At 53.7% G+C, this 16,536-nt stretch carries 12 protein-coding genes; all 12 read left to right on the plus strand.

Annotation, left to right across the window (positions count from 1 at the left end):
- Nucleotides 1–48: 48 nt before the first annotated feature.
- The 12 genes from AC3ZPD_RS19390 (at nucleotide 49) to AC3ZPD_RS19445 (ending at nucleotide 16,525) form a co-directional block, all read left to right on the plus strand.
- Nucleotides 49–1,443, plus strand: a complete 1,395-nt coding sequence (locus AC3ZPD_RS19390; protein ID WP_490985920.1) for an aspartate aminotransferase family protein — start codon at nucleotides 49–51, stop codon at nucleotides 1,441–1,443.
- Nucleotides 1,440–2,885 (plus strand): MDR family MFS transporter, encoded by a 1,446-nt coding sequence (locus AC3ZPD_RS19395; RefSeq protein WP_490985921.1) that lies wholly within the window; start codon nucleotides 1,440–1,442, stop codon nucleotides 2,883–2,885. The genes AC3ZPD_RS19390 and AC3ZPD_RS19395 overlap by 4 nt, the downstream gene beginning before the upstream one ends.
- A gap of 6 nt (nucleotides 2,886–2,891) precedes the next feature.
- Nucleotides 2,892–4,772, plus strand: a complete 1,881-nt coding sequence (locus tag AC3ZPD_RS19400) for an IucA/IucC family protein (protein ID WP_490985922.1) — start codon at nucleotides 2,892–2,894, stop codon at nucleotides 4,770–4,772.
- Entirely contained in the window at nucleotides 4,759–6,681 is a 1,923-nt protein-coding gene (locus AC3ZPD_RS19405; RefSeq protein ID WP_490985923.1) for an IucA/IucC family protein, read from the plus strand. Before AC3ZPD_RS19400 ends, AC3ZPD_RS19405 begins: the two co-directional genes overlap by 14 nt.
- On the plus strand, nucleotides 6,675–7,463 hold the full coding sequence (locus AC3ZPD_RS19410; protein WP_490985924.1) for an HpcH/HpaI aldolase family protein: 789 nt from the start codon (nucleotides 6,675–6,677) through the stop codon (nucleotides 7,461–7,463). Before AC3ZPD_RS19405 ends, AC3ZPD_RS19410 begins: the two co-directional genes overlap by 7 nt.
- Nucleotides 7,460–8,716 (plus strand): type III PLP-dependent enzyme, encoded by a 1,257-nt coding sequence (locus tag AC3ZPD_RS19415; RefSeq protein WP_490985925.1) that lies wholly within the window; start codon nucleotides 7,460–7,462, stop codon nucleotides 8,714–8,716. Before AC3ZPD_RS19410 ends, AC3ZPD_RS19415 begins: the two co-directional genes overlap by 4 nt.
- A 43-nt stretch (nucleotides 8,717–8,759) precedes the next feature.
- Nucleotides 8,760–10,775: an IucA/IucC family protein gene (locus AC3ZPD_RS19420; protein WP_490985926.1), complete on the plus strand. Its 2,016-nt coding sequence runs from the start codon at nucleotides 8,760–8,762 to the stop codon at nucleotides 10,773–10,775.
- Nucleotides 10,776–10,943: 168 nt separating this feature from the next.
- Nucleotides 10,944–12,584, plus strand: coding sequence for a helix-turn-helix domain-containing protein (locus AC3ZPD_RS19425; RefSeq protein WP_490985927.1), 1,641 nt, complete (start codon nucleotides 10,944–10,946; stop codon nucleotides 12,582–12,584).
- 34 nt (nucleotides 12,585–12,618) lie between these two features.
- Nucleotides 12,619–13,251 (plus strand): RraA family protein, encoded by a 633-nt coding sequence (locus AC3ZPD_RS19430; protein WP_490985928.1) that lies wholly within the window; start codon nucleotides 12,619–12,621, stop codon nucleotides 13,249–13,251.
- A 95-nt stretch (nucleotides 13,252–13,346) separates the two neighbouring features.
- Nucleotides 13,347–14,369 (plus strand): ABC transporter substrate-binding protein, encoded by a 1,023-nt coding sequence (locus tag AC3ZPD_RS19435; RefSeq protein WP_490985929.1) that lies wholly within the window; start codon nucleotides 13,347–13,349, stop codon nucleotides 14,367–14,369.
- A 105-nt stretch (nucleotides 14,370–14,474) separates the two neighbouring features.
- The gene (locus tag AC3ZPD_RS19440; protein WP_490985930.1) at nucleotides 14,475–15,488 is read left to right on the plus strand and encodes a FecCD family ABC transporter permease; all 1,014 of its coding nucleotides are present in this window, start codon (nucleotides 14,475–14,477) and stop codon (nucleotides 15,486–15,488) included.
- On the plus strand, nucleotides 15,485–16,525 hold the full coding sequence (locus AC3ZPD_RS19445; protein WP_490985931.1) for a FecCD family ABC transporter permease: 1,041 nt from the start codon (nucleotides 15,485–15,487) through the stop codon (nucleotides 16,523–16,525). Before AC3ZPD_RS19440 ends, AC3ZPD_RS19445 begins: the two co-directional genes overlap by 4 nt.
- Nucleotides 16,526–16,536: the final 11 nt, after the last annotated feature.

Genomic DNA, 16,536 nt, shown 5'->3' on the forward strand with positions numbered 1-16,536 from the left:
ATAATTGAGTTGTCTTAATTGAAAATGATTATCAATATCAATGGGGGGATGGTTTTGATAGAAGCGAATACGGTCACGAAGTCTAAAAATGAGGATTATTTAGCAAGTCAAGCCTTGCGGGAATCCAATGCCCGTTCCTATCCAAGACGAATTCCTATTGTTATTTCAGAAGCCGAGGGCATCCACGTTAAAGATATGGACGGCAAAACGTATTATGATTGCCTCTCGGGCGCAGGCACTTTGGCTCTCGGTCATAATCATCCGGTCGTTATTGAGGCCATGCAAGAATTGCTGCTTCAACGCCGGCCGCTGCATACGCTTGATCTGACAACGCCGCTTAAGGAACAGTTTGTGGACGAGCTGTTTTCGAGTTTGCCCCCGGAGTTTGCTTCCAGGGCCAAAATCCAGTTTTGCGGTCCTACGGGCGGCGACGCTATAGAAGCGGCCATCAAGCTGGTGAAGACGGCTACCGGCCGGCGGAGCATTTTATCTTTTCAGGGAGGATATCACGGGTCGACCCATGCGGCAATGAGTTTAAGCGGAACCTTGGGCCAGAAGCAAAAGATTCATGGCCTTATCCCGGACGTCCATTTCATGCCTTATCCCTATGCCTACAGGTGCCCGTTTGGAGTCGGGGGAGACCGTACGCATCAGATCAGCAGCCACTACATCGAACATTTGTTAAAGGATCCGGAAAGCGGGATCATTGATCCCTGCGCAATGATATTCGAGGTTGTACAGGGAGAGGGAGGCTCCATTCCGGCCCCCGTGGAGTGGATTCGGGAAATGCGGCGGATCACCAGAGAGCGCCATATCCCGCTGATCATCGACGAGGTTCAGACCGGCATCGGACGGACCGGAAAACTATTCGCCTTCGAGCATGCCGGCATTATTCCCGACGTACTGGTCTTGTCGAAAGCGATCGGCGGAGGTCTGCCTCTATCGGTCGTTATCTACGACGAATCTCTCGACGTCTGGAATCCGGGCGCGCATATCGGAACGTTCCGGGGAAATCAAATGGCCATGGCGGCCGGGCTTGCTACGCTTAAATATATCAAAGAGCACAATATTCCCGCTCAGGCCGAGCAAAGCGGCAGCCGGTTCATGAACCGGCTAGGCGAATTAAAAGAGTCCTATTCCTGCATCGGCGAGGTAAGAGGAAAAGGTTTGATGATCGGCGTGGAAATCGTGGACGATCAGGCAAAACCGGATTCATTGGGGCATTATCCGGCCGACCCTAAACGGGCCAGCCAAATTCAGCGGGAGTGCTTGAAGCGCGGCCTGATTCTCGAAGTCGGCGGAAGGCATTCCGCAGTCATGCGGTTTCTGCCGCCGCTTATCGTGACCGAACCGCAGATTGACGAGATCTGCGATATTTTCGCCGAAGCGGTGCAGAACGCCTGCCTGGTGGATTCCAGCGTGACGGATAACCGGCAAACATGAGGAAAACGGTCAGGTTCGGGCAAATATCGGACGGCTGGGTGGTCGTCATTACCGTCATGCTGGGAACCTTCACCGTCCTGCTGAACAACAGCTCGGTGAATCCGGCCGTTCCGGTTTTTATGAAAGAGTTTGATACTACGGCCGCGTCGGCGGGCTGGATCGTCACCATTTTTCTGATCGCCATGGGGATGACCATGCCTGCTACCGGTTATTTGGGTGAACGATTCGGAAAGAAACCCGTGTATTTGACCGGACTGGCCCTTTTTATGATCGGGTCTTTGCTGGGGTCGCTGGCGCAAACGATCGGTCAGGTGATCCTGTTCCGGGGGATGCAGGGGGTAGCCGGCGGTTTGATGATCCCCTTGTCGCTGGCCATGATGTTTGATGTGTTTCCGAAGCAGGAAAGAGGACGCATAACGGGAATTTGGGGAATCGCCATCATGGTTGCCCCCATGATCGGCCCTACGGTCGGGGGGATCGTGATCGAAATAAGTCATTGGCAGGTTTTATTCCTGATGAATGTTCCTACCGGAATGATCGGCCTGCTGTTCGGCTTCTTCTCGATTCAGCCGCAGCCCGGCAATCCCGGCCGGTCGTTTGACTGGAAGGGATTCGTCGCCGTCACCTTGGGGATCGGCTGCCTGTTGTTTGCGCTTAGCAGAATGAACTCCGTTTCCGCGCTTCTTCATCCTGCTTACCTCGGGCTGTTGTGCGCCGGACTTGGTTGTCTGCTCCTGTTTATCCGTATTGAGCTTAAAGGAAAAGAACCGCTTTTGCAGGTGAGCATTTTCAAAGTTCGAACGTATGCCTTAAGCGTAGCCGTGGCCAGCCTGCACGCGATCGGCATGTTCGGGACCATTTTTCTGATTCCCCTGCTGATCCAGAACGTCTACGGCTACGGGTCGATCCTGACCGGGCTTGTCTTTTTGCCTTCGGCGATTTTCTCGGGCTGGTTTGTCTCCATGGCGGGCAAACGATTGGACCGCCACGGTCCAAAAGGGATAATCACCGGCGGGCTGGTTCTCACCGGCATGACGACCTTCCTGTTAGGGCTGCTTGCGCTGCACTCCCCGGTATGGACGGTTTTTCTGCTGATGATGCTCCGCGGCATCGGACTAGGCCTGTCCAATATGCCGGCTACTACGGCGGGGCTGAATGCCATTCCGGATCATCTCGTCAGTCAAGGCGCCGCGATGAATAACGTGGTCCGCAGGTTGACTTCTTCCCTGGGCATGGTGTTTATCTCCATGTTTTATCAAATAAGGCTGTCGCATTATGAGCTGTCCGGCTATACGGCCCAGCTGAGTATGCTGCATGCCATCAAGGAAGGATTTTATTTGCTGGGGGCCGTGATGCTGCTGGGGATTCCCGCCGCTGTATATATGAACCGGAGCACAGCCGTATGGACGGGCTCCAAACTTGAACAGAGCAGGAGGGCTTGATTATATATGTTGACTTCATCCGCCAAAGTTTCCGCCGGCACGGATTCCCGAACGAGAAGTTCGGCATGGTCGAAACACCAAACTTTACGTGCTTTGTTGAACAGTTACCTTAGGGAACACGGCCAGCTGATTTTAGGAGAACAAGACGAAACCTTGCCGGCTGCGGAAATGATTCCGGTAAAGATATCGTTCCCGCGTTTGCGGCGCAGCCTGGAAGGGCAGCTTTCCCATTATTCCGCGACCGGACAGCATCGCTACGGCCAGGAGTGGTTTGAACGGCGTGGACAGGACTCCGTTATCGCGCATGACCTGGAATCGATGATTGAACTGATTCTAAATGAGCTGCAGGAATATGCAGGGCCGGACATCCGGATGAAAGAGAAGGAACGGATGAGAACAAGGATCCATAACAGTTTGGCCAAAATGAGCCTTTACGCCGAACAGGTATTCCGGAGCGGACCGGAGGAGGGAGCCGGATTTCATTTTCTGCGGTCCGAGCAGTCCCTGTATGCGGGCCATCCGTTTCATCCTTTTCCGAAAAGCACGGAGGGGTTTGACGATACCGAAACGGCTCTGTACAGCCCGGAGCTGAAGTGTTCCTTCAAGCTGAACTACTTTGCGGTGGCTAAGGAGCTTCTTATAGAGCGGTGGCTCGGCGCGGAGCAGGCCTCGGCGGCCGTAGACCGAGAAGTGCTGGAAATTTTCCACAGAGACTACGGCGAGAAGGAGGAGCGTTATCGGATTTTGCCTGTCCATCCGTGGCAAGCCCGGTATTTGCTTTCCCGGCGATTTGCCCTTGTCCTGCAGAAAGAAGGACTTCTGATCGACCTGGGGCAGCTGGGGCCTGAATTCTATCCGACTTCATCGGTGCGAACCGTATGGGATCCTTTGTCCGGAAAGGGGTACAAGCTGCCTTTACATGTGCGGATCACCAATCTCGTCCGCGACAATACTTACGAGCAGTGCGTCCGGACCCTGGATGCCGCAAAAATTCTTCAACGGCTGAAGGAGCGAGGGGAGACCTGCGGATTAACTATTCTTACGGAAACGGGATTTACGACTTTGAATGCGAAGGGGAATCAGCGGGACTGCTTACGCCGCCCGGCAGAATCCGAAGCGGGGGCGGAGGCTCAGGAAAAAGGTCTTGCCGAAGCACTGGAAGAAATGGCTGCGTTGGCCCCAAGCTTTACGGTCATCTATAGGCCGATGGACGTTGCGTCCGAGCAAACTTTCGTGATTGCTTCCCTGCTGGAGTGCGAGCCGGGCCGGGACAAGCCGAGGCTTGTTCAGGCCATAAAGCAGTCTTGCGCCGAAAGCGGGCATCCCCTGCCGAATTTGCTCCATTGGCTGAATGCTTATCTGGAGGTTGCCATGATGCCGCTGCTGCGGCTGCTTGCCGATGGCGGCGTCAGCTTTGAAGCGCATGCCCAAAACTCGCTGATCACGCTGAGCCGGGGGCTGCCCGTCCGGTATTACGTACGGGATTTGGAGGGGGTAAGCGTGATTCGGGAAAAGGCCGAGGAGCAGGGCTGGATTTCCGAACTGGTGCCGCCGCAAAGCCCGGTGCTCTATGAAAGGGAGCAGGCCTGGCTGAGGACTTTGTATTATTTTTTCGTAAACCATATGGGCAGCTTGATCCATGCGCTGGCGGTATCGGACGGACAGGAGGAGCAAAGCTACTGGAACGCTGTTCGGCGGAAGCTGACGGATGAACGGCAGGAAGCAGGTCCCGCTTTAGAAGTCTATCTGCAGGATCTTCTGGACAGGGATACCCTGCCTGCGAAGGCCAATTTCATCAGCTGTTTTCGCTCCAAAGGAGAAGTGCCCGACTTTATCTCTATCCCGAATCCAATAAAATCGAGAGAGGTGCAGTATGTCGTTGATTAACTCAATGGTGGATCCGAAAGGAAAAGGGAACGAAGCAAGTCCTGCCGGCCGGGGCGGGCAGGGGATGTACGGGGAAGGTGGAGCCACCGCAGCCGCTTACCTGCTGCGTGCCCTTGAATCCGGGACAGGCCGCAAGGTGGAGCAGCGGATGCTGAGACAATTGATTCAAGCCCTTTTGTACGAGAAAATCCTGCCTTATGCATCCGAACCGCATGACGGGCATTCCGGCGAGCTTATCTTTTTGCTGGCAGGGGTTTCGGAGCAGGGAGCAGCGGTAAGCTACCGGTCTGCCGGAAGGAAAATGAAGAGTTTTGGACGGATTCGGCTCAGCGCCAAATACCCCGTCGTCCGGGTGGGCCCCGGAGAAGAGGAATCGGAAGCACGGCTGGGCGATTTTTTACAGGAAGTGCTGATGCGAACAGGCGGGCCGTTTGCCGCCAGGTTTGCAGAAGAGCTGGAGCAGACGCTGCTCAAAGACCTGCAGGCTCACGGAAGCTCCATTCCCGACACGCTGAGCGGGCCTTTGCTCGGCTATGACGAACTTGAAGGTTCTTTGCTGGACGGGCATCCCTACCATCCCTCCTATAAATCAAGGATCGGCTTTACCCTTGCCGATAACTGGAAATACGGTCCTGAATTCAAGCAGGAGCTGAAACCGGTTTGGCTTGCGGTAACCAAAGAAAAAAGCAAGATAAGTGAATCCGTTGCCATAGACGGAGAGTCCCTGCTGAAGGAACAGCTCGGCCGGTCGGCTTGCGAGCGGTTTGGCAGCTGGCTAGCGGAGCAGGGGAAAGATTGGGAGGATTACCGGTTTATCCCGGTTCATCCCTGGCAGTGGGAGCGGGTGATTTTGCCTCATTTTTACCGGGATTTTACGGATCATAGTTTGGTTTATCTGGGCGAATCGGAAGACGTATACCGTGCGCAGCAATCGATCCGGACGCTTGGCAACGCGTCGAATCCCGGTCATTATTCCCTCAAATTGCCGCTGAGCATCACGAATACGTCCACCAGCCGGATTTTGGCGGGGCATACCGTCCTCAACAGTACAAGGATTGCCGATTGGCTTCAGGGTTTGCTGGAAGAGGATGACTACGCCAAAGAGCTGAATTTCGTCATCCTGAAGGAAGTGCTGGGCGTGGCCTATGATGTGGATAAGCTGCCTGACGATCTCAAGAAACGAAGCTACGGAACTTTGGGAGTGGTGTTCAGGGAAAGCGTACACCGTTATTTGCAGCCCCAAGAGGATGCGATTCCGTTTAACGGACTGATCCATGTGCAGAAGAACGGGGTTCCCCTTATTGACGAATGGGTTCACCGGTACGGGATGGATAATTGGCTGGAGGCTGTTCTGAAGGCGGCTGTGCTTCCGGTCATTCATATGCTGTACGCGCATGGGATCGGGATGGAATCGCACGGTCAAAATATCCTTCTGATTCATCAAAACGGTTATCCGGCCAGGATAGCCTTAAAGGATTTCCATGACGGGGTCCGGTACTCGCCTGCACATTTGGCTAAGCCGGACAAACGGCCCGAGCTGCATCCCGAACCGGAGAGCCATACGAAGATCAACCGGAATTCGTTTATTCAAACCAACGATCCGGATGATGTCAGGGATTTTACGTATGACGCCTTTTTCTTTATAGCTCTGGCTGAGTTAGCGATGTTTCTGGACGAACGATACGGGGTGCCGGAATCCCGTTTTTGGGAGATGACCGCCCGGATTATTCATGGTTACCAGCAAAGGCATCCGCAGCACCAGGCAAGGTTTAAGCTGTTTAATCTGTTTGCTCGGGAGGTCCGGATTGAAGAGCTGACCAAACGGCGGATTTTCGGCGATGCCGAGCTGCATTTCGGTGATGGCGACAATCCATTGTATCCCCATAGGAAGCCGAAGCCGTTATGCTGACGGTTAACCGCCTGAAGCAGAAGCTGCTGGCCGGAGAATCCGCTTTTGGCTTATTTGCCTCCATTCCGTCCGCCCTGACGGTGGAATTGGTCGGTCACGCGGGTTTTGACTTCGTCATTATCGACATGGAGCATGTCGCGGTGAATCCGGAAACGCTGGAGCATATGATTCGTGCCGCGGAAACCGTTCCTTTTACGCCGCTTGTCCGAGTACCCGAAGCGAATAAAAAAGTCATTTTGCAGGTGCTTGACAGCGGAGCCCAGGGAATTGTGGTTCCGCATATAGAGCATGAAGAGCAGGTACGGGCACTGGCGGACGCCGTAAAGTATTATCCCGAAGGGAGCCGGAGCCTGAACAGCGGGAGGCCCGGCGTATTCGGCAAAAACGACCTGGCCGAATATATGCAGAAAGCGAACGAACAAATCATGGTTGTCCCCATGATCGAAAGCGCTGCCGGAGTGGAACGCGCGCCGCAGATTTTAAGCGTACCGGGCATTGACATGGTGCTGGAGGGAGCGGCGGATTTATCCGCTTCGTATGGGGTTCCCTGGCAAACCGATGCGCCCAAAGTTCTCGAAGGGCTTAAACGCGTCCTGCATGCAGCGCGGCAGAACGGCGTGCCTTATTGCGCCATCCCGCGTCGTCAGGAGGACTGTGCCTTGTGGCAGGAACAAGGCGCGCAGGCTTTTGTGCTGGGGGACGAACGCGGGACCGCGTTTCGCGCTTTACAGCAAAAGCTTGCTAGGACACAGGATATGATGCAAACGGGAGGACAAACATGAGCGAACTTCTAACCCAGGATACGCAAATAAGCCGCTATATCGGGCAAATGCTCCGGCATCCCGAAAAATCCGATCCGTTTTGCGCCTTCCTTTATGATCTGGACGGGATCCGGGACAAAACCTTGTCCTGCGTAAAAACTTTACCCGAAGCTTGCCGGCTGTTCTATGCCGTGAAAGCCAATCCGGACCCAAGGGTTATTTCGGCTTTGGCCCCGATTGTGGCGGGATTTGAAGCGGCCTCCATCGGGGAAATCAAGGCGATCCGGTCGGTTGCTGAGGACGTGCCCATCCTCTTCGGAGGACCCGGAAAAAAGGATAACGAGATTGAAGAGGCGCTGGATTATCAGGTAACCCGGATCCATGCGGAGAGCCTGCACGAAATCAGAAGAATCGCTTGGATTGCGGAGCGCAGACAGGTGCGGGTCCCCATTCTGCTGCGGGTTAATTTGAGGCGGACGCTTCCGGAGACCTCCATATCGATGGGAGGCAGAGCTACCCAATTCGGCGTGGACGAAATCCAGGTGCAGGAGGCCGTTTCCTTGATCCGGCAGTTTCCTCAGCTGGAACTGGAGGGTTTTCATATGCATTCGGTTTCCAATAATACGGATGCTTATTTGCACGCGAGAATGGTGGGCATGTATTTGAAATGCGTCAAGGATTGGATGAAAACCTACGATCTGAACATTAAATACCTCGATGCGGGCGGAGGCTTCGGCGTTTCTTATACCGATCGGGAGGATCTTTTCGACTGGGAGCTTTTTGTAAACGAGCTTGCCAAGGTGCTCGAGCATGAAGCGATTCCGGATGTGGAGCTGATCTTTGAGCCCGGACGATATCTGGTGGCCCACAGCGGAGCTTATGCGGCCGAAGTCGTGGAGCTTAAAAGCAACCACGGCAAGACGTTCGCCATTTTACGAGGAGGAACGCACCATTTTCGGCTGCCCGTCTCCTGGGGGCATGATCAGCCTTTTACGGTGATCCCTGTAGAGGAATGGAAATATCCGTTTCCTAGGCCGGAATGCGCCGGATCCCGCGTAACGCTGGCCGGAGAGCTTTGCACGCCCAAAGATGTGCTGGCACGGGACGTTTACGTGGACAAGCTGAGGATTGGCGACATCATCTGTTTTCATATGGCGGGTGCTTACGGCTGGACGATCTCCCATCATGATTTTTTAACCCATCCTTATCCCGAATTTTATTACGCGGACGGCGGAGTGTTGACACAGGACCGGCCTTTAAGGAAAAATCCGTAGCAAAAATTGCATTGGAAAAATTCTTGCGAAAAGGGGAACGAACATGAATACAAAGTTGTCCGAAACCGATAACCCTCGATTTTTCTTGAAGTCGGAGCCGGAGGAGAGAAATCCGATTTGGGACGAGGCTGAAAATCAGGTCATGCTGGATTTGGTGAACGGCCTGCTGGCGGAGGGATTACCCGCTCCAGAGGCCATGAGCTTCATTCCGATTGAGGAGTGGAATGCGCTCGTATGCGGCTGGGAAAATGGCCAGGCGTTTGCGGAGGAGGCTCTGCGTGTCGCAGCCGAACGTGATATTCCCGAATCCTCCCTGATTCTTGGCTGCTGGTGGCTGGACAGGGAAAGGCGGCATGCGGTTCTGTTTGCCGTTTGTGAAAGCATCGTTCAGCCTTACCGTTATCTGCCTTATAGCGGAGTTTATGAAGCCGGACCTGCGGCAGGGGAAACTGCCGGGCGAATCGGCCGGCTTGAGCCTGTCTCCTTTATGAAACACGTCATTGCGCATTGCCTGCAGCCTGAGGAAAGGGGAGGGGCGGAACGTTTTCTGGAGTTGCTTGATCTGTCTATCCGGCAAATCGCCTGGTCACTTGAGCATGCGCGTCCAAGCGAATCCCTGCTGTCCCTGCCTCCGGCTTCCTTCTTTCATGTGCTGGAAAAATACGCTTCCGTCCGGGACCGGCCGTTTCATCCGGTGTCCAAAGCAAAGGCGGGGATTGAGGAAGAAGACTATAAGCGGTTTTTGGCCGAATTTGATCAGGAGATCACGCTGGAATGGGTGGCGTTGAAACAATCGCTGATGATGACGGGCACCGGATTCCGCTTGCCATCCGGCAACGGGCAACCCGATTCGCCTTTCCTGACGCCCGCCGAGGTTTTGCTAACTTCCAACGATCGGCAAAAAATCACGGAAGCCCTATCCCGGCTCGGGCTGGATTCCGAGAAGGAATACGTGGCCGTTCCCGTTCATCCCTGGCAGCTGGAGCATATGATCCCGCTGCATTTGCGTAGGGAAATGGAAACCCGGCAGATCGTTCCGCTTAAAGTGAAGGCCGGCGTCTATAAGGCGACTTCTTCGGTCCGTTCCTTGCTCCCTGCCGATAGCCGTTTGCCGCACGTAAAGCTGCCTTTGGCTACCCACTCATTGGGCGCATCCCGTTATCTGCCCGCAGTAAAGCTGATCAATGGCGACCGCGGGGAGCATTTGCTGCGCCAAGCACTTGAAAGGGACCCTGTGCTTCGGGAAAAACTTCATTTGTGCCGGGAAGGCCAGTGGTGGGCTTATATGCCGGAGAACGGAAGCCTGTTCGATGATCCGCCGAGACACCTGGCGGCCATGGCGCGTGTTTATCCGCCGCAACTGACGGACGACCCGCATACCCGGCTTATTCCAATGTCCTCTCTTGCCGTTCCTTACGATGGCCTGGCCGCCGGGTTCTGGGGCGAATGGATGACGGCCAGGGGAATGGAGCAGACCCGGGCTGCAGCGGAAGCCTTGTTTGCCGAAGTCTGCGGCTGCTTTTTCGAAATTGCCCTACGCTTGTTCCGAATCGGTTTGATGCCTGAGATTCATGGGCAGAACACCATCTTGGTATGGAGAGACGGCTACCTGCAGGGAATTCTGCTGCGCGATCACGACTCCGTCCGTTTGCATCTGCCCTGGCTGGAAGAACAGGGTATTCCCGACCCCCACTACCAAATCAGACCCGGCTTCTCCAATTCTTTATATAACGATTCCCCTGAAGATCTGCTTTTTTATTTGCAGACTTTAGGTATTCAGGTTAATTTGTATGCGATTATCGACACTTTGGTCAAAGGCTGGGACGTAGAGGAAACTCTCTTATGGCAAATTCTGAAGGAACACTTTGAACAAGCGATGGATCAGATCCCCTTCAAAGCCGAAGTCCGCAAGGGAATTCAACAGGCCATGTTTGAAAAAGAAAGCTGGCCCTGGAAGCGGATCATCAAACCTTTGCTGGAGCAGTCGGGCGTGCCCGGCGCCATGCCGTCGGGGAAAGGAAAAATCCCTAATCCTTTTCTGAGAATAACGAAATTGTAAGCCGGTTTTCGATTCTCTTTTTTATTAGCAACAGCCTGTAATTTGACCGACAGAGTGTCTGCATTTGGCCAGCGACATATTTACTTTTCAAAATATTGGAATATAATGAGAATAGTTCTCATTAATTTGAGAATTATTCTCATTTGAACAGGAAAGGAAATAGGAGCCATGCATCTGCAGGATCAAAGCCAAAACGGCGGCGACTCTAATTATCCTTATATCTACAAACTTCAGGAGGCTGAGCAAATAGAGACGGGGCCGTTATCCGGCAGCCAAACTAGCCTTTTTCATACCTTGTATGTATTTAAAGAAATCTACGGACAGTTGTGGATCGACGGCATTCCCTTCCGCCTGCAGCCCAAGAAGCTTGTTTATGCCAAATCCGGTTCGGTAGTTAAATGGTTTTTTGAAGATGGCCGTCCGGTCGAATATGAGGTGCTTCGTTTTCAGGGGTTTAAGTTCACGGATGATGCCGGGGACATTCAGGTGGTGGAAGACCTTGGTTTCCCGCCTGAGCTTGAAATCAAACCTTTCTGCACGGTTACGGGCATGGTGCAGGAGATCAGGCAACTCAGAACAGCTGCGATTCCCTGGGACGCGATGAAAGCGGAAATTCGGTTTCAGGAACTTTTGATTTTATTAATGAAATCCTTGCATCAGGAACAGAAATCGGATGTCCAGCAAGCGGTGGCCCAGACTCTCCATCATATAGAAAATCATTATTCGACCGAAATTTCCCGGGAAAAGTTGGCCGAAATGGCCGGCATGAGCCCCGATTACTACTCGCGCCTGTTTAAAAAGATGACGGGAAAAAGCCCATTGGAATATCTTACTTTAATCCGTATTCAGCATGCCAAGCAGGAACTGCTGCTTTCGGGAGATTCCTTTAGGCACATAGCGCAGAACACGGGGTTTAGCGATGAGTTTTATTTTAGCCGCAAATTCAAGGCTTCTACGGGTTATTCGCCTAAAGCCTTTGTGCAGTCCATCAGGCAAGCGACCAAAATCGCTTCGCTGAAGCACCTGCTGACCGGACATTTGGTGGCCCTGGGCATAGAACCTTATGCTGCGGTCATTAACGAAGCGTACCCGATCACCTCCGAATTCCGCAATACGATTCAGATCGGCCGCTTCCGGCCGGATTTGGAGAAATTGATGAATGCAAAGCCGGATCTGATCTTGACCAGCGAATACCGGGATTTTAACAAATCGGAGAAAGATAAAATGGTAGAGCAAATAGCCCCTACGGTTACGTTATCTTTTTTTGACGATTGGCGGAACCACTTCACTTCGATTGCCGGCATTTTGGGGCGCGAACGGGAGGGAACCGAATGGCTTGAGCGATACGAAGAACGGGCCATGCAGGTAAGCGATGCGTTAAAGCGGGCAGCAGGCGGGGAGTCCGTCCTGATTCTGGGCATCGGCGACCAGAAGATGTGCGTGTACGGGATGCGAAATGTCGGTTCGGTGCTGTATGAAGACCTGAAAATGGCAGCCCCGCACGGAGTCAAGCAAATCAGGCATTACAAGGAAGTGACGGTCCGGGATCTCAAGGATTATGATGCGGATCGGATTCTGATCACCAGTTACCGGCATGACGGCACTTTTAATATGGAGCTTGCTATTCAGAAGACGGGCATGCTTTTGTTCCAGTCCCAAGACTGGAAGGAGCTGAGAGCCGTTAAACGGGGAGCCGTGCAGGTTATGGGCCAGCGCCATTTGTATACCTGTTATAATGCTTTTTCTCATTGGCTGCTGCTGGGGAAATTAAAGGAATTGTTTGTTTCTTCGGCTTTAAAGCTATCCTAATCAGCTGAATTTTATTTTGGAAAGGAGCCGGGGCATGTTTCATATTCATCCGAGGGTGCAGGGGGTTACTCCTGAACTGCTGCGCATGTACGAAGAGATCAGTCCTTCCACGCTGGGGCATTTTACCGATTTCGGCTGCATGCAGGGGGCCGTTCCCCTATTTCGCCCGATTCGCCTAGTAGGCAATGCGGTGACGGTTCACCTTCCCCATCTGGATTCCTCCGCCGTTCGTTATGCGCTGGAGGAAGCGCAGGAAGGGGATGTGCTTGTCATTGATACCTCCGGAGACCGCCACCGTGCTTGCTGGGGAGAGCTGCGGACGTTTGCCGCCATGGACAAAAAGCTTGCCGGCGTTATCGTGTCCGGCTGCGTTACCGATGTTGCGGTATTAACGGAGCTCCGTTTTCCGGTCTATTCTGGCGGAATCAGCGCGCTGACCACAAGAGCGCTTGGACTCGAAGGGGAAGTCAATACCCCTGTCAGCCTGTTTGGTGTCAGTGTCCAGCCGGGCGATCTGATCGTCGGGGATGACGACGGCGTATTTGCCTTAAGACCGGATTCCGCAAAAGAGTGGGGAGAAAAAGCGCTTGAGAAACAAAAACGGGAAGCGGAAATCCGGAAAAACAAGGGCTGGATCGTGTCGGATATGTCCAAACAGTGGTCGTAAATGTCTATGTTCACGATACGTTTGATCCTTATAATTAACAATGATAATCAATCTCAATTAAGGGGATGACTTAAGTCACATAGGGGGAGTTACATATGGCTAATAGAATCAAAAGGTTTTCGGTTTTGAGCGTTATCCTGTTGCTGGTGCTTTTTGCGGCCGGATGCGGCAATACGTCTAATAATGCGGCGGGAGAAGCGGCGGCTGCTGCAAATGAGGTTTCTGCTTCGAACAGCACGGAGGTTTCTGCTGCAAGCGAAGAACCGGCCACGGCCGCTGCCCGCACGATTGAGCATGTGATGGGGACGACGCAGATCACCGGCACGCCCGAGCGGATCGTTACGCTTTATCAGGGGGCGACCGATATTGTAGTCGCTTTCGGCCTGAAGCCGGTCGGGATGGTGGAAGCCAGCGGCGAACAGCCGGTTTATGATTATTTGAAAAAGGACCTGGAAGGCGTGCCTACCTTGGGGCTTGAAACCCAGCCCAACCTGGAGGAAATCGAAAAGCTGAAACCTGACGTCATTTTTGCCTCCAAGGTGCGCAACGAGGCGATTTATCCGCAGCTTTCCAAGATTGCGCCGACCGTCATGGTTGACGAGGTGTACGAATGGAAGGAAACTTTAAATTTGGCCGGACAGGTTTTGAATCAGCCGGATAAAGCAGCTTCCCTTTTGTCGGACTGGGAAACTCGGGTTGCCGACTTCAAAGCCAAGATGGGGGACCGTCTTCCCATTAAGGCTTCGATCGTGAATTTCCGGGCGGATCATGCGCGGATCTATTATATGGGCTACGCGGGAAAAATTCTTGAAGAGCTCGGCTTTACCCGTCCGCCAGGGCATACACAGGATATATGGGGCGTGAAAGTAACCTCCAAAGAAGGCATCCCGGATATGAACGCGGACGTGACGTTTGTATTCAACTCCGGCACGGATATGGCGGCTGTCGAGAAAAACGCCGAAGAGTGGACCAGTCATCCGCTGTGGAAAAATCTCGATTCCTATAAAAATGGGCAGATCTATCAAGTGAACGAAGTGTACTGGAATCTTGCAGGCGGTTATATCAGTGCGAATTTAATGCTCGATGAGCTGTACGACATTTTTGGCCTGGTGAAATAAGCAGCGTTAAGCGAGAGGAATGAGGGAAATTTCCCTCTTCCTCTTTCCTTTTTAAGGGACGGATATGACGGAAGGACTAGAATGACTTGCAGGAGGATGTAACGAATGTTTCAATTGCTGAAAAATCCCTCTTCCAAACTGACCGGACTTGTCGGATGCATCCTGCTGCTGGCCGCGGCGGTGATTTGCAGCGTGTTATTCGGCAAAACCCCGATTTCGCCGGAAGACGCCTTCTCCTATCTTTGGCACTATAACCCGGAGAATCTCACGCAGGTCGTCATACAAACCGAACGGATTCCAAGGGCCGTAATCGCCTCGGTAGTGGGAGGCAGCCTCGCTGTCGCGGGGGCGCTGATGCAGGCCCTTACCCGGAATCCGCTGGCTTCGCCCAGCACTTTCGGCATTAATGCCGGGGCTGTATCTTTTGTGGTGCTGGGGTCGGTTTATATGTCCATGTCGTCCATGACCTCTCTGATGTGGATGGCCATGATCGGTGCGGCTTTATCGGCGGTGGCGGTCTATTTGCTCGGATCCATGGGAAGCAGGGGGCTGACCCCGCTGAAAATTGTGCTGGCCGGCGCCGCTATTCATGCGCTGTTTACGTCTTTGACGCAAGGTATTTTGGTCTTGAATGAGACGGGGATGCAAAATGTGCTGTTTTGGATGGCCGGTTCGGTCAGCGGCCGGTCCCTGGACTTGCTGCGGCCAATTTTTCCTTTTATGCTTGCGGCCGGACTGCTCTCTTTATACATGGGCAAGTCGGTAAACATCCTGGCCACCGGAGATGAGGTGGCGGCCGGGCTCGGCCAACGGACCCTGCTGGTCAAATGCTTGATCGGAATTATCGTGGTAGTGCTGGCGGGAGGTTCCGTAGCCGTTGCCGGTTCCGTTGGTTTTATTGGACTAGTCATTCCGCATCTGGCCAGAGCCGTGACCGGCACCGATTACCGATGGGTCATTCCGTATTCGGCGGTTCTGGGGGCTTTGCTGCTGGTAACGGCCGATATTGTATCCAGATTTCTGATTCCTCCGCAGGAAGTGCCCATCGGGGTGCTGACGGCTTTGATCGGGGTTCCTTTCTTTATTTATATCGCCCGGAAAGGAGTGGCATGGAAATGAAATCCCTATTCAAGACGGAAAAGGGCAGAAGCTGGGGACTGTCCTTCTTGTCGTCCGGACTGCGGACGCCGCGGCTGGCCGTTTTGGCGGTTATCCTTTTTTTTCTTTATTGGCTGATCAGCATAGGCTGGGGAGATACGTACGTTTCGCCGCTGGAGGTCGTCCGGACCTGGCTGGGGCAAGGCACGGGCGAATACGATTTTATCCTGCAAAGCCTGCGGTTGCCGAGAGCCTGCGTGGCCGTGCTTGTAGGAGCTTGCCTGGGGATGTCGGGCTCCATCTTGCAGGGGATTATCCGCAATCCGCTGGCTTCCCCCGATATGATCGGGATTACGGGCGGAGCGGCGGTGGCCGCCGTTTTGTTCCTGGCCTATGGAAATGCAAGCATCGTCTGGCTATCGGCGGCAGCGGTGGCCGGGGCTTTAGCGGCGGCCGTCCTTATCTATACATTGGCCTGGTCAAGCGGAGTGACGCCGATACGGCTTGTTCTAATAGGCATTGGAATAAATGCGGCTATGAGCGGAGCAACAACCTTTGTCCTGGTGATGAGCCAGAGCTATACCTCTTTAAAAGCCTACGTATGGATGACAGGCAGCGTCTACGGTGCAACCTGGAACGGGGTGTACCTGCTGCTGGCCGCGGCCGCGATTTGTGTGCCGGTCGGCCTGTATTTTTCCAAAAGCCTGAATATTCTGGAGATGGGGGATGACGCGGCCGGAGGGCTGGGCGTCAGGGTGCAGAGGGACCGGGCCGTGCTGCTTCTGGTCAGCGTGATCCTTGCAGGTACCGCAGTAGCGGTGGGAGGAGCGATAGGATTTGTGGGTCTGCTTGCTCCGCATATTGCGCGGCGGCTGATTGGAAGATCGATGCGTCCGCTGATGATAACGTCTGCCATAGTGGGAGGCATGCTGGTTTATACGGCGGATTTGGTGGCGCGTACAGCATTTTATCCGGTTGATGTGCCGGCAGGGATTTTTACGGCGGCCGTTGGAGCCCCATTTTTTCTATATCTGTTATTTAAGAACAGGACATCTTGAACGGAACGAAG

It is taken from the genome of Paenibacillus mobilis, assembly GCF_058267595.1.